Here is a 23,699-nt window from a genome sequence, read left to right as displayed (position 1 = left end):
ATGCAACATAAATTTACCTCATCTGTTAATTTGTTTTTGATAGTCGTGGTGTTTTTTGCACTCGTGTTTGTGAATAATCAATTGTTATCTCCGCTAAGGTTAGATTTAACTGAAAACCAAGTTTACTCTTTGTCCCAAGGGAGCAAGCAGGTTCTGAAAGAAATAGATGAACCAATTAACTTATACTTTTTCTTCTCAGACAAAGCATCTAAAAATATGACCAGTCTGCGTAACTATGCCAACCGTGTCGAAAGTCTGCTAACGGAATATGAAACCTTTGCTAAAGGTAAACTTAAGTTGCAGGTGTTAGATCCTCAAGCATTTTCTGAACAAGAAGATCAGGCAGACCAATTCGGCTTAACCGCAGCGAACATTGGTGTTGCAGGCGAAGCTATTTACATGGGTTTGGCGGCGACTAATGCTTTAGATGAACAAGAAGTTATAGCGTTTTTTGATCCTCAGAAAGAAGGTTTTTTAGAATATGAAATCAGCAAACTAATTTATCAGCTTAGCGAACCAGAACCAGTGAATGTTACTTTAATTACCGACCTTGCTATAAAAGGTGGACAAAACCCCATGACGGGTCAGGTGGATCCTGCTTGGACATTTCTCACTCAATTAGAGCAATTATACAAGTTAGAGCAACTTAGTAGTGAAGCGATCAATGTGCCAGATGACACCGATGTATTGCTGTTAGTTCATCCCAAAGAATATACGGATGCTTTATTATTTGCTATTGACCAATTCGCACTCTCTGGTGGAAAAATATTAGCCTTTCTAGATGCACATAATGAATCGGACCCAATAGCAATGATGGCCGGAACTATGCCTACTGGCAATAGTTCAAACTTACAGCGCTTGCTAAGTGCATGGGGTGTAGAGTTCGATAGCGACAATGTACTGCTAGATGCGATGGCAGGTTTGGATATACGCACCCAAAACGGTGGTGTGACTAGACACTTTGGTTTTGTTGGCTTTACCTCTGACCAGCTTGACCGTGAAGATTTACTGACATCCAATCTTGAAGTGATAAACGGCGCTTCATTTGGCGTTTTTAAGAAAATTGCAGATGCTGAAACAACTTGGTTACCATTGATCCAGTCAACCCAAAACTCAGATTTGATGAATACGGAGACTTATGCAATGACGCAAGATCCTGAAGAGTTGGCTAAGGCTTATCAAAGTGAGAATCAGTCATATGTTTTAGCTGCGCGACTTTTAGGACAAGCCAATAGTGCTTTTGAACAAGTACCTGAAGGTGCTGAGCAAAGATCAATAATCACATCAACAGATAAATTAAATGTTATTTTAGTCGGTGATACTGACTTGCTTGCGGATCGTTTTTGGGTGCAACAATCGAGTTTTTTTGGGCAAACTATCTATACACCTTTTGCTAATAACGGTGATTTCATTACTAATGCTGTTGAAAATTTAGGGGGTAGCGATGCACTCATTAGTATCAGGAGTAGAGGTGTCTTTAGTCGCTCTTTTATTAGAGTTGATGAATTAACTGTCATTGCCGAGCAAAAATTTCGTGACCAAGAACAAATACTACAACAGCAACTAGATGACACAGAGCAGCAATTATTGGAATTACAAAATCAACAAGTTGAAGGGGGCGCATTGGTAATTAGCCCTGAGCAGCAGCTAGCCATTGACGAATTTATGCAAGAGAAAGTTACTATTCGTAAGTCGCTTCGTGATGTTAGACATCAACTTGATAAAGACATTGAAAGTTTGGGTAATTGGTTAAAACTGATTAATATTGCCTTAGCTCCATTGATCCTAATATTGTTTCTTGCTCTGTTAAGAATAATTTTCAAAACTAAACCTCGTTTTGCTTCTACTATACCGAAGTCAAAAGAGGATCCCGTTTTATGAATAAACAAGTTTCTATATTGACAGTTATTGCGATATTGGCTTTAGGTTTAGCAGTATGGTTGAGTCAGTCTCCTTCCAAAGATACATTTGAAGCCGCTTTGTTGTTTGATGATCTACAAGAATTTGCTAATCAAGTGGATAGTGTCGAAATAACAAATGCACAAGGAGTGTTGTTTAGTGCAAGAAAATCAGGTGATCGTTGGTTGGCGACGATTGATCCCGAGCAACCTGTTTATCCGATTTCTCAAGATAAGCTCGCAGAGTTTGTTGAAACAATAATGCGCACAAAGTTAGTCGAAGCAAAAACCAGCAAACCACAAAACTATATTCGTTTGGGTTTACAATCTATTAATATTGACGACAGTATGGCCAGTTTAGTCACTTTAAAAGCAAGTGAAAAGGCTTGGCAAGTCTTAGTGGGTAATAAAGTCATGTTAGGAGAAGGGCAATATATCCTAAAACCTGGTGACATTCGAAGCTGGCGGACAGATAAAACTATTCATATACCAATGGATAAATTTTCATGGCTAAAACAACCCATCCTGCCTTATGAAGCACGAAACGTCAGTACAGTATCACGAGTTGATAGCATGAGTTGGAAAATTTCTAGAGCTGTTGGTGGCGACTTTCAGTTAATTAACATGCCAAAAGGTAAAAAGTTGGAATACCCAAGTATTCTTAATTCAATCGTTACTAGCTTAACGAGTCTCGATTTTGAGGCATTAATCGCTGCTGACCATAATTTTCCTCAATCGTTAAATGTATTGACGCAACTTGAGCTGAGCACAACAGATCAGAAAATATTTCAGGTAGTGGTAAGTGAACTGAATGACGCACACTTTGTAAATTTTAGTTCTACAAGTCAAACAGAATACTGGCAAAAGTGGTATTACCGAGTATCTAATTTTTCTGCACAGCAATTGATAAAAACATTAGATGACTTTTTAGCACAAGAAGACCCGATAATAACCAATAGCGATACACTGCCTCAAGCCATTGACGAAGGTGATTCACCTGATTAACTCGATTTTCTGATTAGATTGGGTTCAGGTTATTTCAATAAAGCTTTTAAGAAGCTTGAACCTAACTTTCTTGCTTTAGCAATATTATTTTTTGGAATGCTTTCAGGTTCAGGATAACGTTTTAGGGCATCCTCTATACTGCTTTCTCTGAGTATATGTAAAATGGGGTAGGGGGAGCGGTTAGTGTAATTGGCTGGATCATTTTGAGCCTCACCATCGAAGCAGTAATCAGGGTGAAAGCTGGCAACTTGATATATTCCACCGTAACCTCCTTGTTCCATAAGTGAGTTGGCTAATCCAAGCATATCTAGATATTCTTCAAAATCGGAAAATCCATTAGAAAAAACAAGCAGAGTGGTTTGAATGTCCTGTTGTTGGTCTAGTATTGCTAGTTCTTCGATAAACTGGCTCAGTGCATCGTTAACGTGTGTCGAGGCATAAATAGCATAACGCACTGTATTACGTTGAATTTCCTTTTTAGCGAAAGGGCAGAAGTTTAATCCTATAATGACCTTGTCTATCCATAATTTGACTACTGCCTCTACCTCATCATTATGAACTTTGGGAGAGATACACATATTTATGAGTGGTACTTCACATAAGCTTCTAAAGTGTTTTCAATAAGGCTGGCAACTGTCATCGGCCCTACACCACCAGGTACCGGGGTTATCCATCCTGCTCTTTGTGAAGCGCCTGCGTATTCAACATCTCCACCTAGGGTGCCATCTGGATTACGATTGATGCCCACATCGATAACGATTGCACCAAGTTTTATCCATTCTCCAGGAATAAAGTTTGATTTACCCACAGCGACCACCAATAAATCGGCGCGCTGAACATGAGATTTTAGATCTTGAGTAAATTTATGACAACTGGTTACAGTACAACCGGCTAAAAGTAGTTCCATAAACATCGGACGCCCAACAATGTTAGATGCCCCCACTATAACTGCATCTAAACCTTTTATAGGGCGTTTAGTGGATTCAATTAGGCTCATAATGCCTTTCGGCGTACATGGACGCAAAGCGGGAATACGCTGGGCAAGTCTGCCAATATTATAGGGATGGAATCCGTCTACATCTTTATGCGGATTGATACGCTCCAATACTTGCTCTTTGTTCAAACCTGCAGGAAGAGGAAGTTGCACCAATATGCCGTCAATTTCATCATCGATGTTTAGTTGGTCGATGATATCGAGCAGGGCTTGTTGTGACGTTGTAGCGGGCAGGTCGTAGGATTTAGAAACAAACCCAACCTCTTCACACGCCATACGCTTCTTGTTAACGTAAACATGTGAGGCAGCATCACTGCCCACCAATACGACAGCTAAACCTGGCGCTCTTCGTCCTGATGATGTGATCGCTTCTACTTGTAAAGCGACGTGTTGTCTTATGTGTTTGGCAATTAAAACACCATCAATTTTCTGTGCGGGCATGAATGACCTAGAGCGAAATATTCAGTTGATATATTGTCACATATCGCAAGGGTTTGTCGCAATTACGATGTACTAAAAAGTATGAAATCAATCATAATTCTTAAGCCATTTACCATCGTTAATGATATAACGTTCATATCGATTGGCCCACTAAGGAACACATTATGGAATTATCAGGCGTAGAGATATTTGGATATTGTGCTTCTGTAGTAATTGCATTTTCTTTGACCAGAGGTTCAATTATTAAATTACGTTGCTACAATTTGTTTGGAGCAGCTTGTTTTTGTATCTACGGCATCATTATTAATGCTTATCCGGTGGCTTATTTAAATGGTTTTATTGCGCTAACTAATATGTTCTTTTTAACAAGATTGTTAACGAATGTGGAAAATCACTTCTTTATAATCCAAGTATCTCGCCCTTCAAATTATGTAGACTTCTTCCTTGATTATCATCAGCAAGACATAAAACGCCTATTCCCTCGTTTTATGAAAGTATCTGCAGCACCGTCTAGGAAATATTTCTTTTTAACAGAGGGCACTGAAGTGGTGGGCATGTTGTCGGGCTATGAAGAAAGCGAGCATTTATTCATTCTAGATTTTGATTTTGTTATACCGGCATATCGTGATTGTAGATTAGGGCATTTTAGTATCGGTCACGGAAAACAATTAACTAAAACATCTGGTTATGGACAAATTGTTGCCTTAGCAGATAGTCATGAACATGAAAATTATTTAACTACCTTAGGCTTTACTCCTAAGATGAATGGACGCTGGACTTATGACGGCCTTTAACAAACGTGAGATGTAAATGAAAAAAATTCCAAATGAAAGTCAATTATTGAAAAAAAGCGTTAGTGGTTGGTGAGGCGTATGCCAAAAATAGAGGTTTTAATACTTTCTCTGCGACAGACTCTGCAAAAGATAAGGTTGAATGTATTTATCGTTTGTTGGCGAATGATAAATTAATCACACCATTACCTGCTGGTAGTGAAGATTTGTTAAGCATGAAACATAAACTAGCGGTGTGGTTGAAAAACAAGTTACCTAAGGATCACCCGCTGTTAAAATAGTACACGTAAACTGTGTAGTTTTTGCGAACTAATTTAATAAAAAACGTACATCTAGGATTAAAAATAACCAATCAAAAGATTTGAACGAAAAAGTGTTTGACGAGCATATATCAACTCTGTACTATGCGCCTCCTCTTAGCTTTGAAGAGAAAGAAGTTAGAGCAAGTCGGTGAGTAGCGCAGCTTGGTAGCGCACTTGGTTTGGGTCCAAGGGGTCGCAGGTTCGAATCCTGTCTCACCGACCATTTTCTCAAATGTACCTTAGGTTCCATAGCTCAGCTGGATAGAGCAACGGCTTTCTAAGCCGTGGGTCGAAGGTTCGAATCCTTCTGGGACCACCATTTGGTTCTATATCTTTTAAACGCATCATGCGAGTGAAAGATTGAGGAAAAGTTTTAAGTTTAAATAATTACTACAGTTATTGTGGTGAGCGTAGCTCAGTTGGTAGAGCCCCGGATTGTGATTCCGGTTGTCGCGGGTTCGAGCCCCGTCGCCCACCCCACTCGCGGGAGTGGTGGAATTGGTAGACACGCTGGATTTAGGTTCCAGTGCTTCACGGCGTGAGAGTTCGAGTCTCTCCTTCCGCACCATATTTAAGTCATTTGATTCTCAGAAATTTATTTTGCTAAGATTTTGGTTATTATTTATATGTATGTGTGCACCACGCAAATTTCATAAAATTTAACTTTAACGTAAATATAGTAAAAATTGTTTATCTATTTGATGGTTCATAATGCGTATTTAGAGTTAAGTCGGTGAGTAGCGCAGCTTGGTAGCGCACTTGGTTTGGGTCCAAGGGGTCGCAGGTTCGAATCCTGTCTCACCGACCATTTCTCTACTATTATATTTTTCGAATAATCTTAAGGCTAATTTTAGCCACCCCTCAGTAATTTTTTAAAGTTCTAACTAGTCGCACATACAGATAGATACTTTAAACGAAATTCCTCTTGCTATCTTTATTTCTTGCCTGCATTAGCTAAAAGTAAAAAATGTCGCTCTCTAATAGAACTTGAACCTTTAGGAGCACAACTTTGCCCATTTTAACAGTTAGACAAGCGACCTGAATTGATGCCGGAATATAAAATACCGCAGCACAAGGCATCATTAAGTTGAGATTGGATGCCTTTCTATATAGATGTGTAATTGCCCTACTGATTACAAAATATTTGGCTTTGCCGATCAATAACAGAATTAACGTAAATATTCGCTTAATTGAAGATACAAAATTTCAAACTAAAAAGCCTGATAGAAAATAAGGCCTAAAAATGAGAACACACAAAAAAAATGTTTACTCGGAGGAAGAGTTGAAACATAAGTTCAACCTGTTGTTAATTATTTTCAATTAATGCTTTCCAACTGCAAATGAAATTTTAGTTCAGCAGAGTTATTCAGATGGGTGCTGTTTAATTTAAAGACTAACGCTCATGACTGAGTTTTAAAAATATTTTTATTTTACCGCAAGGGCAGAAGTGATGATTAACCGATTTAAAGAGCATACGTACCCTCACATAAACGATGCATGGGTAAAATGACAACATTGCTATGTTGAAGCTATAGGTGATAAGACAGTTCGCTTATTACTTACAAACCAAAGTTGTTCCCAAAAATCGATAAACCCCACTAATAGTTAAGGACTAACTCTCTACAAAGTATGTAATCATATACATCAGATGTTTGCCGCGCGGAAGGATGTGACCAATAAAACATGCTTTGAAATTTTTGTTTTTCCCACCAACACAAGCTGGTATGTGAGACGTGTTTATTCCCGTTTATAATTAGTTTATTAGACAATTGATATTTTGATTCATATCCAACATTAATTGCATAGATGCTAAAGAGCTTTTACAACCTTTTAAACCTCTATTAAGTCGCTAAATGTTAATACTATTTTAATGCTTGGAATTTTACCCTCGACTTGCGCTATCGCTATAGCTATACTATTGCGTCATTTTATCAGGCTATCTTGTCTAAGGAGAACATTTCTTGTTTCAGGATATTCGGACGTAACTAGTGTATTTGTAACAATAATTATTTTGCGCCGATAAAAGCCCTTTAGTAATAACATATAAGCGCAAGTATGCGCATAATTGAGGTATTAGAATGCAAGTATCCGTTGAGGCGACCAAAGGTTTAGAACGCCGTCTTACTATCACCATTCCTGCTGAAACAATCGATTCTGCAGTCAAGTCTCGCTTACAGCAATTAGCAAAAACCCAAAGAATTAATGGTTTTCGCCCTGGTAAAGTGCCTGTTAATGTTATTAAAAAACGTTATGGTCAAGCCGTACGTCAGGAAATTGCTGGTGAAGTGATGCAGCGCAATTTCTATGAAGCTATTACTCAAGAAAAAATTACCCCAGCTGGTATGCCTAGCTTCGAAATGAAGACAGATGAAGATGGCAAAGACTTAGAGTATGTTGCTGCTTTTGAAGTGTATCCAGAAGTTGAAGTTAAAGACATTGCTAAAATTAAAGTTGAAAAGCCAGCAGTAGAGATCACAGACAAAGACTTAAGCGACATGATTGACACTTTGCGAAAGCAACATGCTAATTATAAAGAAGTTAAACGCAAAGCTAAGAAAGACGATAAAGTCACAATTGATTTTATCGGTACTATCGATGGTGAAGAGTTTGATGGTGGTAAAGCTGAAGATTTCGCCCTAGAAATGGGTAAAGATCGCATGATCCCTGGTTTTGAAAAGCCTATTGTAGGTAACAAAACAGGTGATGAAGTCATTGCAGATGTGACATTCCCAGAAGATTATCATGCTGAGAAGCTAAAGGGAAAAGTCGCCAAGTTTACTATAAATATCAAAAAAGTTGAGCAATTAGACTTACCTAAAGTTGACGAAGAGTTTGCTAAACTTTTCGGTATTGAAGATGGTAATATCGAAGCACTACATGCTGAAGTTCGCAAAAATATGCAACGCGAGTTAGATCAAACCTTAAAGGCGTCGGTAAAAGAGCAAGTCATTGCGGGTTTACTTGAATTAAACCAAATTGATTTGCCAAAAGCGCTAGTTGACCAAGAGATTGACGCATTGCGCGAGCAAGCCAAGCAACGTTTCAGCCAGCAACAAGGTGGAAATATTGATAACATGCCAGAGCTTCCAGCTGATCTGTTTGAAGAAAATGCTCGTAAACGTGTAAGTATTGGTTTGCTGTTAGGCGAAGTTATTAAAACTAACGAGCTAAAAGTGGATGCTGACAAAGTAGCAGCGCTAATTGAAACAGCCGCTTCTGCTTACGAAGATCCAAAAGAAGTGATCGAGTATTACAGAACAAATGATGAATTGATGCAACAAATGAACAATGTTGCAATGGAAGAACAAGCAGTTGAATTATTGCTGAAACAAGCCAAAGTTAAAGAAGTGAAGAAATCCTTTGATGAGATCATGAACAAACAGGCATAATTTGCCTATTGTTATTTGACTTATCTAGCCTGCAACTGCTTAAATGCTCGGTAACTACCGAGCATTTTTATTTGTGAAGAATTTGAATTTATGATGAAAACCAATTTTGATCCAACAAACGCATTAGTTCCAATGGTTGTAGAGCAAACCGCCAAAGGTGAACGTTCTTACGATATATATTCTCGTTTGTTAAAAGAGAATGTTATTTTTTTAGTCGGCCAAGTTGAAGACCACATGGCTAATCTTATCGTTGCCCAGTTGTTATTTTTAGAAGCCGAGAATCCAGAAAAAGATATTTTCTTATATATTAATTCTCCAGGCGGTTCAGTGACGGCAGGTATGGCTATTTACGATACAATGAACTTTATTAAACCTAATGTTAGCACTGTGTGTATTGGCCAAGCTGCCAGTATGGGCGCATTTTTGTTATCTGCAGGCGAAAAGGGCAAACGTTATTGTCTACCTAATTCCCGCGTGATGATTCATCAACCCTTAGGCGGTTTCCAAGGACAAGCGTCGGATTTTGAAATTCATGCTAAAGAAATCCTGTCTATTAAAGAGAAGATGAATCGTTTGATGGCAAAACATACTGGGCAAGAGTATGAAAAAGTTGCGCAAGATACCGACAGAGATAATTTTTTAAGCGCAACCGACGCTGTGGAATATGGGCTAATTGACCAAGTATTGTCGAGTAGACCAGATACCAGTCAAGCTGACACAAAAAGCGACAAGTGATAAAATGACTCCGTGATATGCCTAAGGGTAGACTACATTCAAGTTGTTTTTAGGCTACCTTTAGGTAGAGTCAGTCTAAGATAGGAAAAGATTGTAAATGAGTGATAAAAAAAGTACTGATGGCGACAATAAACTCTTGTACTGTTCGTTCTGTGGTAAAAGCCAACATGAAGTAAGAAAACTAATTGCTGGCCCGTCGGTTTTTATTTGTGATGAATGTGTCGATTTGTGTAATGACATTATTCGAGAAGAAATAAAAGAAATCGCGCCCAAAAAGAAACAAGACGATTTACCTACACCGAAAGAAATTCATGCTCATCTAGATGATTATGTGATTGGTCAAGAGCACGCTAAAAAAGTGCTCTCAGTCGCGGTATATAATCATTACAAGCGTTTAAGAAACGGTGATGTGCACGAGGGCGTAGAATTAGGCAAGAGTAATATTTTGCTTATGGGACCTACAGGCAGTGGCAAAACCTTATTAGCAGAAACGCTTGCTAGGTTGTTAGATGTACCATTTACTATGGCCGATGCAACAACCTTAACCGAAGCCGGTTATGTAGGTGAAGACGTCGAAAACATCATCCAGAAGCTGTTACAAAAATGCGACTATGATGTTGAAAAAGCTCAACGTGGTATTGTTTACATTGATGAGATAGATAAAATATCACGTAAATCAGATAATCCCTCTATAACTAGAGATGTATCTGGTGAAGGTGTTCAGCAAGCGCTACTTAAACTAATTGAAGGCACTGTTGCTTCTGTTCCTCCTCAGGGGGGCAGAAAACATCCGCAACAAGAGTTTTTACAGGTAGACACTTCTAAGATATTATTTATTTGTGGCGGTGCTTTTGCTGGTTTAGACAAAGTGATAGAGCAGCGCGCTCACACAGGCACGGGCATCGGTTTTGCTTCAGAAATTAAAAATACCAGCAACAAGTCTCAAGAAGGTGAATGGCTTAAGAAGGTTGAGCCTGAAGACTTAGTGAAGTATGGGTTGATCCCTGAGTTCATTGGACGTTTGCCGGTACTGACTTGTCTTGAAGAGCTGAGCGAAGATGCGTTGGTTCAAATCCTACGTGAACCTAAAAACTCCTTGACCAAACAATATTCAGCATTGTTTGGAATGGAAAATACTGAACTTGAGTTCCGTGAAGACGCTTTACAAGCTATAGCTAAAAAAGCCATGCAGCGTAAAACGGGTGCTCGTGGTTTACGCTCTATCGTGGAGGCAGTACTCTTAGACACTATGTATGATTTACCGTCTATGACAAATGTGAGTAAAGTCGTGGTTGATGAAACTGTCATTCGTGGAGAATCAAAACCCATTTTGATTTACGACAGTGGTGCAGATAAAAAAGTTGCTTCAGAATAAATAAATACCAAAAAGGCTCGAAAGAGCCTTTTTTAATGGTAAAAATATACAGTTTACCAATCTAATAACGACACTTTATTCCGCTTTGTTTAAAATTTTATTTGAACTTTAACTGCCTAACCCCATATACAACCAGTAGATGTAATATAAACCGACATAATACGAGACCAAGTATGACTAAAAAGCGAGAAGATCGCATTGAAATGCCTGTTTTGGCGTTACGTGATGTAGTGGTATATCCACACATGGTTATCCCATTATTTGTTGGGCGTGAAAAATCAATTCGTTGTTTAGAAGCGGCGATGGAAAAAGATAAACAGATTTTCTTAGTGGCTCAAAAAGATGCCAGTGTTGACGAGCCAGAAGTAGATGACATATTCACTGTTGGCACCATAGCAACAATACTACAGCTGCTGAAGTTGCCTGACGGCACAGTTAAAGTATTAGTTGAAGGTAATCAGCGCGGCAAGATTGATAGTTTTGTCAGTACTGAAGATTTTTTTATTGCTGATGTTGAAAGCTCAGTAGATACCGAATTAGAAGAATCAGAACAAGAAGTGTTAATTCGTTCAGCTATTTCTCAGTTTGAAGGATACGTCAAACTTAATAAAAAAATTCCACCTGAAGTTTTGACCTCGTTAAGTGGTATTGAAGATGCTGCACGCTTAGCTGATACGATGGCTGCGCACATGCCTCTGAAGTTGTCAGAGAAACAAAAAGTGCTTGAAATGCTGGGTATAACAGAGCGTCTAGAATACCTAATGGCGTTGATGGAAAGCGAAATTGACTTGCTTCAAGTTGAAAGAAAAATTCGCACTCGTGTTAAAAAACAAATGGAAAAGAGTCAGCGAGAATACTATTTGAATGAGCAAATGAAGGCCATTCAAAAAGAATTAGGTGAACTTGATGAAGCACCTGATGAATTTGAAGCGTTGAAGCAGAAAATCACCGATGCCAAAATGCCAGAAGAAGCTCAGAAAAAGGCAACTGGAGAATTAGCTAAATTAAAAATGATGTCGCCAATGTCTGCAGAAGCAACCGTTGTGCGAAGTTACATAGAATGGTTAACTAATGTTCCTTGGGTAAAAAGAAGCGTAGTTAAAAAAGACTTGGCTCTTGCTGATAAAATATTGGATGCAGACCATTATGGTTTAGATAAAGTCAAAGAGCGAATTATTGAGTATCTGGCGGTACAACAACGAGTTAAAAAGCTCAAAGGACCTATTCTTTGTTTGGTAGGACCGCCGGGAGTGGGTAAGACTTCTTTAGGGCAATCTATCGCTAGGGCTACAGGAAGAAAGTATGTACGCATGGCGTTGGGAGGAGTGCGTGACGAAGCTGAGATCCGCGGGCACCGCCGAACCTATATTGGTTCTATGCCTGGCAAGATAGTACAAAAGTTGGCTAAAGTAGGGGTGAAAAATCCACTATTTTTGCTCGATGAAATTGATAAGATGTCATCTGACATGCGTGGCGATCCATCTTCTGCATTATTAGAAGTACTGGATCCAGAACAAAACAACAAGTTTAGTGATCACTACCTTGAAGTGGATTACGATTTATCGGACGTCATGTTTGTTGCCACTTCTAATAGCATGGATATTCCTGGGCCCTTGTTGGACCGCATGGAAGTTATACGCCTATCGGGATATACCGAAGATGAAAAACTGAATATTGCAATTCAACATTTAGTGGACAAACAGATATCCCGCAATGGTCTAAAAGATGGCGAGTTGATCATTGACGAGAGTGCCATTATTGGGATTATTCGATATTACACCCGTGAGGCAGGTGTTAGGAACTTAGAAAGAGAAATATCTAAAATATGTCGCAAAGCTGTTAAGAATATTTTGCTTGGAAAAAACATTACAAAAGTATTAGTTAATCAAGATAATCTGAATGAATATTTGGGTGTACAGCGTTTTGATTATGGTAAAGCTGATAAATCTAATCAAATAGGGCAGGTAACAGGACTAGCATGGACCCAGGTTGGTGGCGAACTGTTAACCATAGAAACCACATCGGTAGTGGGCAAAGGCAAAACAACCTTTACCGGTTCATTGGGCGAAGTGATGCAGGAGTCTATTCAAACTGCTATGACAGTAGTGCGCAGTCGAGCAGACAAATTGCGTATTAATAACGATTTTTATGAAAAACGCGATATCCATGTGCATGTACCAGAGGGCGCAACTCCTAAAGATGGACCTAGCGCTGGTATTGCCATGTGTACTGCATTAGTTTCTAGCTTAACAGGTAACCCTGTGAGGTGTGATGTAGCCATGACCGGTGAAATTACTCTTCGGGGAGAAGTTTTACCTATTGGTGGACTTAAAGAAAAGTTACTCGCTGCACACCGCGGTGGAATTAAAACAGTGATTATTCCTAAAGAAAATGAACGCGACTTAGAAGAGATTCCTGACAATGTAAAACGAGATTTAAGCATCCATCCAGTGCAGTGGATTGACGAAGTCTTAGAATTAGCTTTGCAAGAGCATCCGGATAAATTTAAGCCAGTTGTAGTTAAGAAGGTTAAAAAACAAGCATAAAATGCTGTTTTTTTAATTTTTTTTGAACTTAAGGGCTTCCCTAACTAAATAGTTGTGGTAGCCTTTGTTTCAGATTCTCTTTAGGCCTTGTCACGAAAGGGATTGAGACGATTCATTGAAAGTTAATGATTTGCAAATATATAGCTTGCAGTTAATTTTCATGCTTGATAAAAACGTTCGGCTTTGCATAGTGCAAGTCGCAAATATAATAACAAATGAAGGGGTTCATATTGTGAATAAGTCAGATCTTATTGATACCATCGCTGCAAGTGCAGACATTTCTAAAGCTGCAGCAGGTCGCGCACTAGATGCATTGACTGGCGCTGTTACTACTGCACTTAAAGATGGTGACCAAGTTGCATTAGTTGGTTTCGGTACATTCTCTGTGCGCGAACGTGCTGCTCGTAGTGGTCGTAATCCTCAAACTGGTGAGACTATTCAAATTTCAGCAGCTAAAGTGCCTTCGTTCAAAGCTGGTAAAGCACTAAAAGACGCTTGTAACTAATCACTTAGTTTATTTATACCAAAAGGCGATGATTTTTCATCGCCTTTTGTTTTTGTGCCGTTTGCATCAGTCATTTTTTAATCTTAAATATTCGCTCACCAAATATTTTTTCAATTCACTGCGAACAATCATTAATAAATGAACTCGGTTGGTATATAATCCCGCGCCTTTGCGACTAAGACAACCTAAATTAGGCGTCTTTAGTAATTATCAATAACAGCTCATTTGGAGTTTGGAATTTAGTATGTTGGAAAGAATCAGAGAAGGATCACAAGGCCCTTGGGCAATGGGGATATTGGGATTAGTTATTTTAAGTTTTGTATTTGCAGGTGTAGGCAGCTACATCAATTCATCTGCATCTGGAGCCGCAGCCAATGTTAATGGTGAAGAGATAGGCCTCGATGAATTAGAACGCGCTTATCAAAACGAGCGCTCACGTATGGAATCTCAATTTGGTGACGCTTTTGCTACGTTAGCAAGTGATACTGCATATCTGCAAAATTTTCGACAGGGCATATTAGACCGTCTGATTAGTGAAAAATTGCTAGACCAAGCAGCGCAAGAGTTTGGCTTGAGAGTCAGCGATGAACAAATCAAGCTAGCAATAGTAGGCATGCAAGAATTTCAAATAGATGGACAATTTGATAATGACCGATATCTTGCACTTTTACGCCAAGCAGGCTTTCAAACTAATAATTTTAGAGACTACATGCGAGTTGATATGGTGCGTAGACAACTTTCACAGTCATTAATGGGAACTGAATTCGCATTAGTCGGTGAAGCAAAATCAGCATATTTGATGCAGCAGCAAAGTCGTGACATAAGATATCTGAATATACCAGCGTCTAAATTTGTTGACCAAGTTAACATCAGTGACGATGAAATTTTAGGTTTCTATCAAAGTAACATTAGTCAGTTTGATACTCAGCAGAAAGTCAGTTTGTCTTATGTTGAATTAGTATTAGATGATTTATTGTCTTCGATTGTAGTCACGGACGATGAGATTGCAGAATACTATCAACAAAACCTTTTTGATTATCGTACTGATGAAGAGCGTCAAGCGGCACACATTTTGTTTGAAAGTGCTGATGAGGATGAGGCAATTGCTACTAAGGCTGAAGAGGTACTAGCGAAAATACAAGCAGGTGAAAATTTTGCAGAACTTGCAAAAAGATTTTCAAGCGATACTTTCAGTGCTGAAAATGGTGGTGATTTAGGTTGGTTTGGCAAAGGTATTATGGATCCTGCATTTGAAGAAGCGGCCTTTTCACTTGCCAATAAAGATGATGTGAGTGGCGTCATTAAAAGTGAGTTTGGCTACCATATTATTATGTTAACTGATGTTAAGCCTGAGCAAGTTAATGCTTTTGAAAACGTCAAAGAAGAAATAATTGTTAAAGTCAAAACGTTCAAAGCAGAAGAGCGTTTTTATGAGATTAGTCAAAGAATGTCAGAAGTAGCTTTTGAAGTACCTGACAATCTTGAAGAAGTTGCAGATTTAGCCGGTAAAACGATAAATACTACTAATTTATTTAGTCGAGCCAATGCGCCCGATGCTGTGTCTAACCCTAACGTTTTATCAAGCGCCTTTAGTTTTGAACTAATTGAAGATGCGGTAAATAGTGAAGTGATAGAGCTTGCCAGGAATCATATTATAGTTGTTAGAGTTGCCGAGCATGAGCCCGAGCGGACAAAGACTATTGAAGAGGTTAAAGAACAAATTCAACAGACATTAGCTGCACAATCGGCTCAACAGGCTGCTAGAGATTGGGCCTTGGAACTTAAACAAGCATTGGTAAATAATGAAGATGTTAATCCTAGATTAGCTACACTTGAGCTAAGCTGGGAAGAGAAGCAAACGGTAACTCGCAATGACCCGGCATTGTCACAGTCTATTGTTGATGCATTGTTCAAGTTATCTGCTACGGATACTAGTGTTGTTGACTTAATTGCTGGAGACATTTCTTTAGTGCAACTGACCCAAGTAAACTCTGCTGCTGAAGCTAATGCTCAACAATTGACTTCATTACAAAATCGCCTTGCATCGAGTAAGTCTCAAATAATATATGGTGCCGTGGTCGAATCTTTAAAAGCACAAGCTGATATCGAGATTTTCCAATAAACTGATTTATATTTTCTTCATAAAAAAAAGAGCGTTTATCGCTCTTTTTTATTATCTGTATTTTGGTAAATAGTATTATTAGCTCGTCAGCACTATTCAGTAATCCATAACAAAGAGCTGTAAAAAACAGCGATCACAGCGCAAAAAGTGAATATATATATAAACCCTTGTTTTCCGTCCCCTAAGCTATAGCCCTTTTTCTTCAAATACATAAACCAAATTAAAAACAACACAACAGGAATGAGCACTAAAAATTTAATCAAGATCACCTCGTCTCACAATTATGGCAACCTTGATTTTAGGGAGAACAGAATAATATGCAATCTATACTAGGTATTTGGTGTCTAATTGCATATAATCCGCGCGAATTTTTATGTGTCTATTTATGTGTCTATTTACGTGTCCATTAGGACTAAATATTAAGACCAAATATTAAGACGAAATATTACTAATACTGGAGTAAAGAAAATGGCCTTAGAACGAACTTTTTCTATTATTAAGCCCGATGCAGTTGCAAAGAATGTTATCGGTGGTATTTACAACCGTTTTGAGTCTGCTGGCCTTAGATTAGTGGCGTCTAAAATGCTACATTTGAGTAAAGAGCAAGCAGAGGGGTTTTATGCTGAGCATAGCGAACGTCCATTTTTTGCTGCTTTAGTTTCTTTCATGACATCTGGTCCTGTTATGGTTCAAGTGTTAGAAGGTGAAAATGCTGTTTTGAAAAATCGTGAAATAATGGGGGCAACTAACCCTGCTGATGCTCTAGCTGGTACGTTACGTGCTGATTATGCAGCTTCAATTGATGAAAATGCTTGCCATGGTTCAGATGCTCCTGAATCAGCGGCCCGTGAGATTGCTTATTTCTTTAGTGATGAAGAAATCTGCCCACGCACTCGTTAAGCTTAAATCAGTTTTGATAAAGGGAGCTTAGGCTCCCTTTTGTGTTATTTATTATATGTGCTGCAAAAACTGAGTAATCGGTTAAAATAGCAGTAGTTTCGTTTAAGTATTGAGGTTTATTGTGTCAACTGAAGTGGTATCTGCCCAACCTAAAAAAATTAACTTACTTGATTTAACTCGAGAAGGTTTGCGTACCTTTTTTAATGAAATGGGAGAAAAACCTTTCAGAGCAGAGCAAGTCATGAAATGGATCTATCAGCAAGGCGTGGCAGATTTTGAACAGATGAGTAATCTTAATAAAGCCTTGCGAGCAAAACTTCAAGCCAAATGTGAAGTCAAAGCACCAGAAATCGCATATCAAAAGACTGCTGCCGACGGCACCATTAAATTTGCATTGAAGCTAGAAGGTGGCCAAGAAGTAGAAACGGTTTGGATCCCTGATGGCGACCGAGCGACTTTATGTGTGTCTTCACAGGTAGGTTGTGCACTTGAATGTACTTTTTGTTCTACGGGGCAACAGGGATTTAATCGTAATTTAAAAGTCTCTGAGATTATTGGCCAAGTTTGGCGAGTCGCAACCACAATAGGTCTGAATAATGATACTGCCAAACGTCCGATCACAAATGTAGTGATGATGGGTATGGGTGAGCCGTTGCTGAATGTTAAGAATGTGGTGCCTGCCATGGAGTTGATGTTGGATGATCTTGCTTTTGGTTTATCCAAACGCAGAGTAACTTTAAGTACTTCAGGTGTAGTCCCAGCTCTTGATATGTTGGGCGACCAGATAGACGTAGCGTTGGCTATTTCATTACATGCACCTGATAATGCATTACGTGACGTGCTAGTACCCGTTAATAAAAAATATCCAATTGAGGTGTTTTTGGCCAGTGTCAGAAGATACTTAGCTAAGTCGAACGCCAACCAAGGTAAGGTAACGGTAGAGTACGTGATGCTAAATGGGATTAACGATAGCACTGACCAAGCTCATGCACTTGCAAAGGTATTGGCCGATACCCCGTGTAAAATAAACCTTATTCCGTTTAATCCTTATCCAGGCTCGCCATACACCTGTTCTAGTAATTCGAGGATCGATCGTTTTGCTAAAGTCCTAATGGAATATGGGCTCATAGTTGTAGTTCGTCGTACTAGAGGAGACGATATCGATGCTGCTTGTGGGCAGTTGGTGGGTGAAGTGGTGGATCGCACCAAAAGAGTGTTGAAAAAACAGCTGAAAGGCGAGAGTATTTCAGTCAAAATGACTTAATAAATTTTTATCGACAATATGTCAAACAGGTCCTAATGAACTCTATGCTAAAAATGTTCAGTATTGTATTTATTGGGCTGATGCTGCTCAGCGCCTGCACCAGTCAAAGTAACCAAAATTACGGCCAAAATTTTGATCAAATTAAAGCATCTAAAACCCGCGTTTCTCTGGGTTTAACGTACCTTAGTAACGGAAACTTTAGACAAGCAAAATTTAATTTAGATAAAGCATTAGAATTTGCACCAAGATCAGCAGACGCCAATTTTGCTATGGCTTATTATTATCAAAGTGTGAATGAGTTAGAGCAAGCTGAAAACGCATATCAATATGCTATGGATCTTGATCCCCAAAATGCTAACATTGCGAATAGTTATGGTGCGTTTTTATGTCAAAATGGTGTTTATGAAAAAGCCAAAAAGTATTTCCTTAAAGCAGTGAACACCAGCAGTTATATTTCCAGCGCTGAGACTTACGAAAACTTAGCGTTGTGCAGTAGAAGTCAAGGTCAACCTGAAGACGCAATTCAATACTTACGTAACGCGGTTAATCATCAACCTGGTAGAGCTAACAGTTTGTTTTTATTTGCTCGCTCGTTAGTTGAGGTAGAAGATTGGCAAGAAGCTAGAGCTATACTCAGACGCTATGAAAAAATTGCCCAGATTAGTCCACAAAGTCTGTTGATGGCAATGAAGATAGAGCGTGGCACTGGCAACGACACTGCCGCAGCAAGTTATTCGAATATGTTATTAAAATTGTATCCAGATGATGCTGTGACCATAAAAATGTTATCTGATCAGCAGCCAGAACCTGAAGTTCCAGATAAAGCAGCCAAAGTTCCATTCTTGAACCAAGAAGCTGAAAAGGTCTCAGGATTAGTTGCATCTAAAGCATCTGAAAATATTTCTAATAGTTCAGGGGTTCTGCCTAAAAAGAATGAATTGTTATCAATCGAAAAAGTCGTCAAAATAGCAGTGCAAGATATTTCCCAAGCTCGTGAAGCGGTTGCAGAACAATCATCTATGCAAGCGGCTCAAGTCGAGTCAGAAATTATGGATACGCCAGAGTTCCATATCGTATCCAGTGGTGAGAATTTATACAGGATTTCGCTTCTTTACAACATCAAAATGCAACGTCTGATAGACTGGAATGGTTTAGCTGATGCGTCGGCTATTTTTGATGGTAAGGAGTTATTTTTAGTTGCCCCAAGCGTTGTAGAGTAAAGCTAAACTATGATTGAAAAAGAAGAAGTAAAGCAACCAGAGTCGGATATACAAGGGCCTGGTCAGATATTAAGACAGGCACGTGAGCGTGCCAATTTATCCACCCAAGACATTGCCGACAAAATGAAATTAAAAAAGGCCCTCATTGAAGACATCGAGCAGGATAACTTCGATATAAATATTTCGTTAACGTTTGTCAGAGGCTATCTAAAGCTTTACGCAAAACATGTTCATATTGAAGAAGCAGTGATCCTTAACGCTTTTGAAAAACTGAGTACTCAGATAAAAGAACCTATTAAGCTGCAAAGTTTTTCCCGTCGAGTGGCCAATCAGGCCAATGATGACAAATTAATGTTAGTGACTTATTTGATTTTGTCCGCAATCATTGCCCTAGTGGTAATTTGGTGGTTTCAACAAAGTTCTACTGAGACTTCAGCATCAATTAAGAGTAATTACCCTAAAACGGTTATTGATGACGTGATTACTCAAGAAGCATCGCCACTCGAAGAAACGTTAACCTCAGACTCAGAATTTTTATTATCTTCACAGACGAATGAAAGTGATTTTTTGGATGAGCCTGTCGTCATCGAAGAGTTAACCATCGATAACCAACTTGTTAGCGCAGAAAGCGTTAGTGATACCGCTGATTTGGAAATATTGTCTAGTGCTGCTATTGCAAAAGTAGAGACCGAAACAGCTGCACCAGTTGAGTTGATATTTAAATTTTCTGGTGATTGTTGGATGAATCTGGCTGATGCTACAGGTGAAAATATAGCTTACGGGGTTAAAGTTAAAGGAAGAGTCATGCCAGTCACCGGTATCCCACCTTTTGTGGTTACTTTAGGTGCACCAGAAGTAGTGAAAATACGCTATGCAGGTGAACGTATAGACATGACTTTCTTACCTTCTGGGCGTATTGCTAAATTTGATTTACCCTTATCTGAATAAATGACCGTATAACTATAGGAAAATTATTACTATGTTTTCTGAATCACCCATTAATCGCCGACCTTCCAAACGTATATATGTAGGTAACGTGCCTATAGGTGATGGTGCGCCTATTGCAGTGCAGTCTATGACGAATACTCCTACTACTGATGTGGCAGCAACAGTTGCTCAGATTAAGCGAATTCAAGCGGTCGGTGGTGATCTAGTTAGAGTGTCTGTACCCACTATGGACGCGGCAGAAGCGTTTAAGTTAATCAAACAGCAAGTTACAGTGCCATTGATTGCGGATATTCATTTTGATTACCGGATTGCCTTGAAAGTGGCAGAATACGGTGTGGATTGCTTACGGATTAACCCTGGTAACATTGGCAGTATGGACCGAGTTCGTTCTGTAGTAGATTGTGCCAAGGACAAAGGTATTCCGATTCGTATTGGTGTTAACGGTGGTTCTTTAGAAAAAGACATACAAGAAAAATACGGTGAGCCTACTGCAGAAGCGTTAGTTGAATCTGCCATGCGTCATGTAGACATCCTTGATAAACTTAACTTTGATCAGTTTAAAGTGAGTGTTAAAGCTTCAGATGTGTTTTTGGCTGTAGGCTCATATCGACTTCTGGCTAAGCTGATTGACCAACCCTTACATTTAGGCATTACGGAAGCGGGTGGCATACGTGCGGGTGCTGTTAAAAGCGCCGTTGGCTTAGGCATGTTACTGGCAGAAGGCATTGGCGATACCATTCGAATTTCGCTGGCAGCTGATCCAGTTGAAGAGATAAAGGTTGGATTTGACATTTTAAAGTCATTACGAATTCGGTCTAGAGGTATAAATCTCATTGCTTGCCCAAGTTGTTCTCGCCAAGAATTCGATGTAATTAGTACAGTAAATGCCTTAGAACAGCGATTGGAGGACATACTTACTCCAATGGATGTATCTATCATTGGATGCGTAGTTAATGGCCCAGGAGAAGCAGAAATATCCGATTTAGGTTTAACAGGCGCACGTAACATGAGTGGTTTTTACTTAGATGGCATACGTCAAAAAGAACGTTTATCTAATGATAATTTAATCGACCAACTAGAAAAGCGCATCCGTGCAAAAGCCAGCCAGTTGGATGAAAGCCGAAAGATAGCGATAAAAACATTAACTTAGTTAATTATCTCATAGTCACAGCTAACTTTTCATAAGCTTTATGTGTTTTTTTAGCTTCATTATTTTACGTTTATCTATAAAGCCCCTATAATGCGGGGCTTTTTTAATTATTAAATCAGAGATTATTTTTAGTGTCGAAACAAATTCAGGCTATTCGAGGAATGAACGATTGTTTGCCCACTGAGTCAGGGCTTTGGCAGTACGTTGAATCAACCATTCGCCAAGTAGTGGCCAGTTATGGTTATCAAGAAATTCGTACTCCTATCGTTGAAAGCACAGATTTATTCAAGCGCTCTATTGGTGAAGTGACCGATATAGTTGAAAAAGAAATGTACACTTTCGAGGATCGTAATTCAGACAGTCTTTCGTTACGACCAGAAGGTACTGCCTGTGTTGTGCGTGCAGGAAATGAACATGGTTTATTGTATAATCAACAGCAGCGCCTCTGGTATATGGGCCAAATGTTCCGCCATGAACGCCCACAAAAAGGACGTTACAGGCAGTTCCATCAATTCGGTGTAGAAGTATTTGGCTTAGCTGGACCCGATATCGATGCTGAGGTGATATTACTTAGTGCCAGGTTATGGAAAAAGTTTGGGATTAGCCAAAACGTCACCTTAGAAATTAATTCTCTTGGTTCTGCTGACGCCAGAGTATCTTATAAAAAACAACTAGTGGCATTTTTGAAGACTCGTGAGTCTGAGCTAGATGAAGATAGTTTAAGACGTTTGAAGACCAATCCACTGAGGGTACTTGATAGTAAAAACCCACAAGTACAAAACGCAGTTAAAGATGCGCCAAAACTGATTGATTGCCTTGATGAAGAGTCTGCCAAACATTTTCAAGGATTATGTGAACGTTTAGACAACCTCGGCATCCAATATCGAGTTAACCCTGCATTGGTGCGTGGCCTTGATTATTATAATCGTACCGTTTTTGAATGGGTCACCGAAAGTTTAGGTTCCCAAGGAACAGTATGTGCCGGTGGCAGGTATGATGGTTTAGTTGAACAACTTGGTGGTAAAGCAACTCAGGGCGTAGGTTTTGCTATGGGACTAGAACGTTTAGTGTTGATGCTACAAACATTGGACTTAGATAAAAATATAGTTTCTGTAGTCGACATTTATGTCACTGCTATGGATGAATCAGTCGAACTCTATGCTAGGCAGGTTAGTGAAACACTAAGAGATGCAGTACCACAAATAAAACTGATGAATCATTGTGGTGGTGGAAATTTCAAGAAACAAATGAAAAGAGCGGATCAGAGTGGTGCCAGTATTGCCTTTATTATCGGTCAGGATGAGATGGCGTCTCAGCAGGTTGCTATTAAATACTTGCGAGAAAAACAACCACAAGAAACAATTTCACTTAACGAATTAACTCACTTTACGCAAAAGTTATTCAACGTCTAATGCGTGTGATTTTTTAGAATTAACATTATGTGTCATCAAACTCTCGATGGCCAAGCAGTAATAGGAATGGATGATGGAACAGTACGAAACAGAAGAACAACAAGTTGAAGCTATTAAACGGTTCTGGAAAGAGAATGGTCTATCATTAGTTATTGGTGCGTTATTAGGTTTAGGTGGACTTTTAGGTTGGCGCTATTATAACGACTCACAAATTGAAGCAAAAGAGCAAGCCTCTTTTGCTTTTAGAAAAAGCTTCTGAAGAATTAATAAAAGGTGAGGCGGGCTTCGGTCAAGACCAAAACTATTTATCGAAAGTCATAGTGACACAGGTTATGCCATATTAATGGCATTTGAAATGACCCAACAAGCTATCGAACGTAAAGATTTAGATGAAGCAGTTAAACAGCTTGAATTTGTGGTCAGTAATGCCAAGTTATCAGCCGTTCAGTCAATCGCTCAACTTCGTTTAGCGCGTATTCAGATAGAACAAGGTGAGTTCGAACTCGCATTAGCAAGTGCAAATAAGGTATCAGACAAAGCGTTTATAGCTCAAAGTCAAGAGATTAAGGGTGACGTATACTTAGCTCAACAGCTATTTGACAAAGCAAGAGCTGCATACAGTGCGGCATTGGAAACCAATGAACGTGACCAAGTTTTGAAAATGAAGCTAGATAATTTAGCCGTTGCGGCAAATGGCTAAGG

18 protein-coding genes, 5 tRNA genes and 1 pseudogene are annotated in these 23,699 nt (G+C 39.1%); 22 read left to right on the top strand and 2 right to left on the bottom strand.

Going from position 1 to position 23,699, the window contains the following annotated elements:
* Together C427_RS16065 and C427_RS16060 are read left to right on the top strand one after the other, a co-directional pair.
* Entirely contained in the window at nucleotides 1-1,881 is a 1,881-nt protein-coding gene (locus tag C427_RS16065) for a GldG family protein (protein WP_007637701.1), read from the top strand.
* Nucleotides 1,878-2,903: a DUF4340 domain-containing protein gene (locus C427_RS16060; RefSeq protein WP_007637702.1), complete on the top strand. Its 1,026-nt coding sequence runs from the start codon at nucleotides 1,878-1,880 to the stop codon at nucleotides 2,901-2,903. The genes C427_RS16065 and C427_RS16060 overlap by 4 nt, the downstream gene beginning before the upstream one ends.
* Before the next feature lie 29 nt (nucleotides 2,904-2,932).
* On the opposite strand, the gene C427_RS16055 is transcribed toward C427_RS16060, so the two are convergent.
* On the bottom strand, nucleotides 2,933-3,481 hold the full coding sequence (locus tag C427_RS16055) for a DUF1415 domain-containing protein (protein WP_007637703.1): 549 nt from the start codon (nucleotides 3,479-3,481) through the stop codon (nucleotides 2,933-2,935).
* A 2-nt stretch (nucleotides 3,482-3,483) separates the two neighbouring features.
* The gene (gene folD, locus C427_RS16050; protein WP_007637704.1) at nucleotides 3,484-4,338 is read right to left on the bottom strand and encodes a bifunctional methylenetetrahydrofolate dehydrogenase/methenyltetrahydrofolate cyclohydrolase FolD; all 855 of its coding nucleotides are present in this window, start codon (nucleotides 4,336-4,338) and stop codon (nucleotides 3,484-3,486) included.
* A gap of 164 nt (nucleotides 4,339-4,502) precedes the next feature.
* On the opposite strand from folD, the gene C427_RS16045 reads away from it, so the two are divergent.
* From C427_RS16045 to C427_RS15940, 20 genes and pseudogenes are all read left to right on the top strand, one after another.
* The gene (locus C427_RS16045) at nucleotides 4,503-5,132 is read left to right on the top strand and encodes a hypothetical protein (protein ID WP_007637705.1); all 630 of its coding nucleotides are present in this window, start codon (nucleotides 4,503-4,505) and stop codon (nucleotides 5,130-5,132) included.
* Between the two features lie 62 nt (nucleotides 5,133-5,194).
* Nucleotides 5,195-5,410: a DUF5062 family protein gene (locus tag C427_RS16040; RefSeq protein ID WP_015431071.1), complete on the top strand. Its 216-nt coding sequence runs from the start codon at nucleotides 5,195-5,197 to the stop codon at nucleotides 5,408-5,410.
* A gap of 167 nt (nucleotides 5,411-5,577) precedes the next feature.
* Nucleotides 5,578-5,654 (top strand) — tRNA-Pro (locus C427_RS16035).
* Between the two features lie 19 nt (nucleotides 5,655-5,673).
* Nucleotides 5,674-5,750, top strand: a tRNA-Arg gene (locus C427_RS16030).
* Nucleotides 5,751-5,835: 85 nt separating this feature from the next.
* Nucleotides 5,836-5,911, top strand: a tRNA-His gene (locus C427_RS16025).
* Nucleotides 5,912-5,914: 3 nt separating this feature from the next.
* Nucleotides 5,915-5,999 (top strand) — tRNA-Leu (locus C427_RS16020).
* Nucleotides 6,000-6,162: 163 nt separating this feature from the next.
* Nucleotides 6,163-6,239, top strand: a tRNA-Pro gene (locus C427_RS16015).
* Between the two features lie 1,270 nt (nucleotides 6,240-7,509).
* Nucleotides 7,510-8,820 carry a trigger factor gene (tig, locus tag C427_RS16005; protein ID WP_007637710.1) on the top strand — a complete coding sequence of 437 codons (1,311 nt, stop codon included), beginning with the start codon at nucleotides 7,510-7,512 and terminating at the stop codon, nucleotides 8,818-8,820.
* A 90-nt stretch (nucleotides 8,821-8,910) separates the two neighbouring features.
* Nucleotides 8,911-9,555 (top strand): ATP-dependent Clp endopeptidase proteolytic subunit ClpP, encoded by a 645-nt coding sequence (clpP, locus tag C427_RS16000; RefSeq protein WP_007637711.1) that lies wholly within the window; start codon nucleotides 8,911-8,913, stop codon nucleotides 9,553-9,555.
* Between the two features lie 97 nt (nucleotides 9,556-9,652).
* Nucleotides 9,653-10,930 carry an ATP-dependent protease ATP-binding subunit ClpX gene (clpX, locus tag C427_RS15995; protein ID WP_007637712.1) on the top strand — a complete coding sequence of 426 codons (1,278 nt, stop codon included), beginning with the start codon at nucleotides 9,653-9,655 and terminating at the stop codon, nucleotides 10,928-10,930.
* A gap of 173 nt (nucleotides 10,931-11,103) precedes the next feature.
* Complete coding sequence (lon, locus tag C427_RS15990) at nucleotides 11,104-13,476, top strand: endopeptidase La (RefSeq protein WP_007637713.1); 2,373 nt, start codon at nucleotides 11,104-11,106, stop codon at nucleotides 13,474-13,476.
* Between the two features lie 232 nt (nucleotides 13,477-13,708).
* The gene (locus C427_RS15985) at nucleotides 13,709-13,981 is read left to right on the top strand and encodes an HU family DNA-binding protein (protein ID WP_034899285.1); all 273 of its coding nucleotides are present in this window, start codon (nucleotides 13,709-13,711) and stop codon (nucleotides 13,979-13,981) included.
* A gap of 244 nt (nucleotides 13,982-14,225) precedes the next feature.
* The gene (locus C427_RS15980; protein WP_007637715.1) at nucleotides 14,226-16,103 is read left to right on the top strand and encodes a SurA N-terminal domain-containing protein; all 1,878 of its coding nucleotides are present in this window, start codon (nucleotides 14,226-14,228) and stop codon (nucleotides 16,101-16,103) included.
* A gap of 468 nt (nucleotides 16,104-16,571) precedes the next feature.
* Nucleotides 16,572-17,003, top strand: coding sequence for a nucleoside-diphosphate kinase (ndk, locus tag C427_RS15970; protein ID WP_007637717.1), 432 nt, complete (start codon nucleotides 16,572-16,574; stop codon nucleotides 17,001-17,003).
* A 121-nt stretch (nucleotides 17,004-17,124) separates the two neighbouring features.
* The gene (locus C427_RS15965) at nucleotides 17,125-18,267 is read left to right on the top strand and encodes a bifunctional tRNA (adenosine(37)-C2)-methyltransferase TrmG/ribosomal RNA large subunit methyltransferase RlmN (RefSeq protein ID WP_007637718.1); all 1,143 of its coding nucleotides are present in this window, start codon (nucleotides 17,125-17,127) and stop codon (nucleotides 18,265-18,267) included.
* 44 nt (nucleotides 18,268-18,311) lie between these two features.
* Complete coding sequence (gene pilW, locus C427_RS15960; protein WP_007637719.1) at nucleotides 18,312-19,487, top strand: type IV pilus biogenesis/stability protein PilW; 1,176 nt, start codon at nucleotides 18,312-18,314, stop codon at nucleotides 19,485-19,487.
* A 9-nt stretch (nucleotides 19,488-19,496) separates the two neighbouring features.
* A complete protein-coding gene (locus tag C427_RS15955) occupies nucleotides 19,497-20,435 on the top strand; it encodes a RodZ domain-containing protein (RefSeq protein WP_007637720.1) in 939 nt (312 codons plus the stop codon).
* Between the two features lie 31 nt (nucleotides 20,436-20,466).
* The gene (ispG, locus tag C427_RS15950; RefSeq protein ID WP_007637721.1) at nucleotides 20,467-21,585 is read left to right on the top strand and encodes a flavodoxin-dependent (E)-4-hydroxy-3-methylbut-2-enyl-diphosphate synthase; all 1,119 of its coding nucleotides are present in this window, start codon (nucleotides 20,467-20,469) and stop codon (nucleotides 21,583-21,585) included.
* 131 nt (nucleotides 21,586-21,716) lie between these two features.
* Nucleotides 21,717-22,997 carry a histidine--tRNA ligase gene (hisS, locus tag C427_RS15945; RefSeq protein ID WP_081589001.1) on the top strand — a complete coding sequence of 427 codons (1,281 nt, stop codon included), beginning with the start codon at nucleotides 21,717-21,719 and terminating at the stop codon, nucleotides 22,995-22,997.
* Between the two features lie 70 nt (nucleotides 22,998-23,067).
* Nucleotides 23,068-23,697 (top strand): annotated as a pseudogene (locus C427_RS15940) (YfgM family protein).
* The last annotated feature ends 2 nt before the right edge of the window (nucleotides 23,698-23,699 follow it).

Origin of the sequence: Paraglaciecola psychrophila 170 (assembly GCF_000347635.1) — a bacterium.
In the GTDB taxonomy this organism is placed as follows: Bacteria; Pseudomonadota; Gammaproteobacteria; order Enterobacterales; family Alteromonadaceae; genus Paraglaciecola; species Paraglaciecola psychrophila.
This window is presented reverse-complemented; position numbering and strand designations above follow the sequence as displayed.

Excerpts from the sequence above, each read along its gene's own strand:
- C427_RS16065 (WP_007637701.1), top strand. The coding sequence starts at position 1 with ATGCAACATAAATTTACCTCATCTGTTAATTTGTTTTTGATAGTCGTG.
- C427_RS16060 (WP_007637702.1), top strand. The coding sequence starts at position 1,878 with ATGAATAAACAAGTTTCTATATTGACAGTTATTGCGATATTGGCTTTA.
- C427_RS16055 (WP_007637703.1), bottom strand. The coding sequence starts at position 3,481 with ATGTGTATCTCTCCCAAAGTTCATAATGATGAGGTAGAGGCAGTAGTC.
- folD (WP_007637704.1), bottom strand. The coding sequence starts at position 4,338 with ATGCCCGCACAGAAAATTGATGGTGTTTTAATTGCCAAACACATAAGA.
- C427_RS16045 (WP_007637705.1), top strand. The coding sequence starts at position 4,503 with ATGGAATTATCAGGCGTAGAGATATTTGGATATTGTGCTTCTGTAGTA.
- tig (WP_007637710.1), top strand. The coding sequence starts at position 7,510 with ATGCAAGTATCCGTTGAGGCGACCAAAGGTTTAGAACGCCGTCTTACT.
- clpP (WP_007637711.1), top strand. The coding sequence starts at position 8,911 with ATGATGAAAACCAATTTTGATCCAACAAACGCATTAGTTCCAATGGTT.
- clpX (WP_007637712.1), top strand. The coding sequence starts at position 9,653 with ATGAGTGATAAAAAAAGTACTGATGGCGACAATAAACTCTTGTACTGT.
- lon (WP_007637713.1), top strand. The coding sequence starts at position 11,104 with ATGACTAAAAAGCGAGAAGATCGCATTGAAATGCCTGTTTTGGCGTTA.
- C427_RS15980 (WP_007637715.1), top strand. The coding sequence starts at position 14,226 with ATGTTGGAAAGAATCAGAGAAGGATCACAAGGCCCTTGGGCAATGGGG.
- ndk (WP_007637717.1), top strand. The coding sequence starts at position 16,572 with ATGGCCTTAGAACGAACTTTTTCTATTATTAAGCCCGATGCAGTTGCA.
- pilW (WP_007637719.1), top strand. The coding sequence starts at position 18,312 with ATGCTAAAAATGTTCAGTATTGTATTTATTGGGCTGATGCTGCTCAGC.
- C427_RS15955 (WP_007637720.1), top strand. The coding sequence starts at position 19,497 with ATGATTGAAAAAGAAGAAGTAAAGCAACCAGAGTCGGATATACAAGGG.
- ispG (WP_007637721.1), top strand. The coding sequence starts at position 20,467 with ATGTTTTCTGAATCACCCATTAATCGCCGACCTTCCAAACGTATATAT.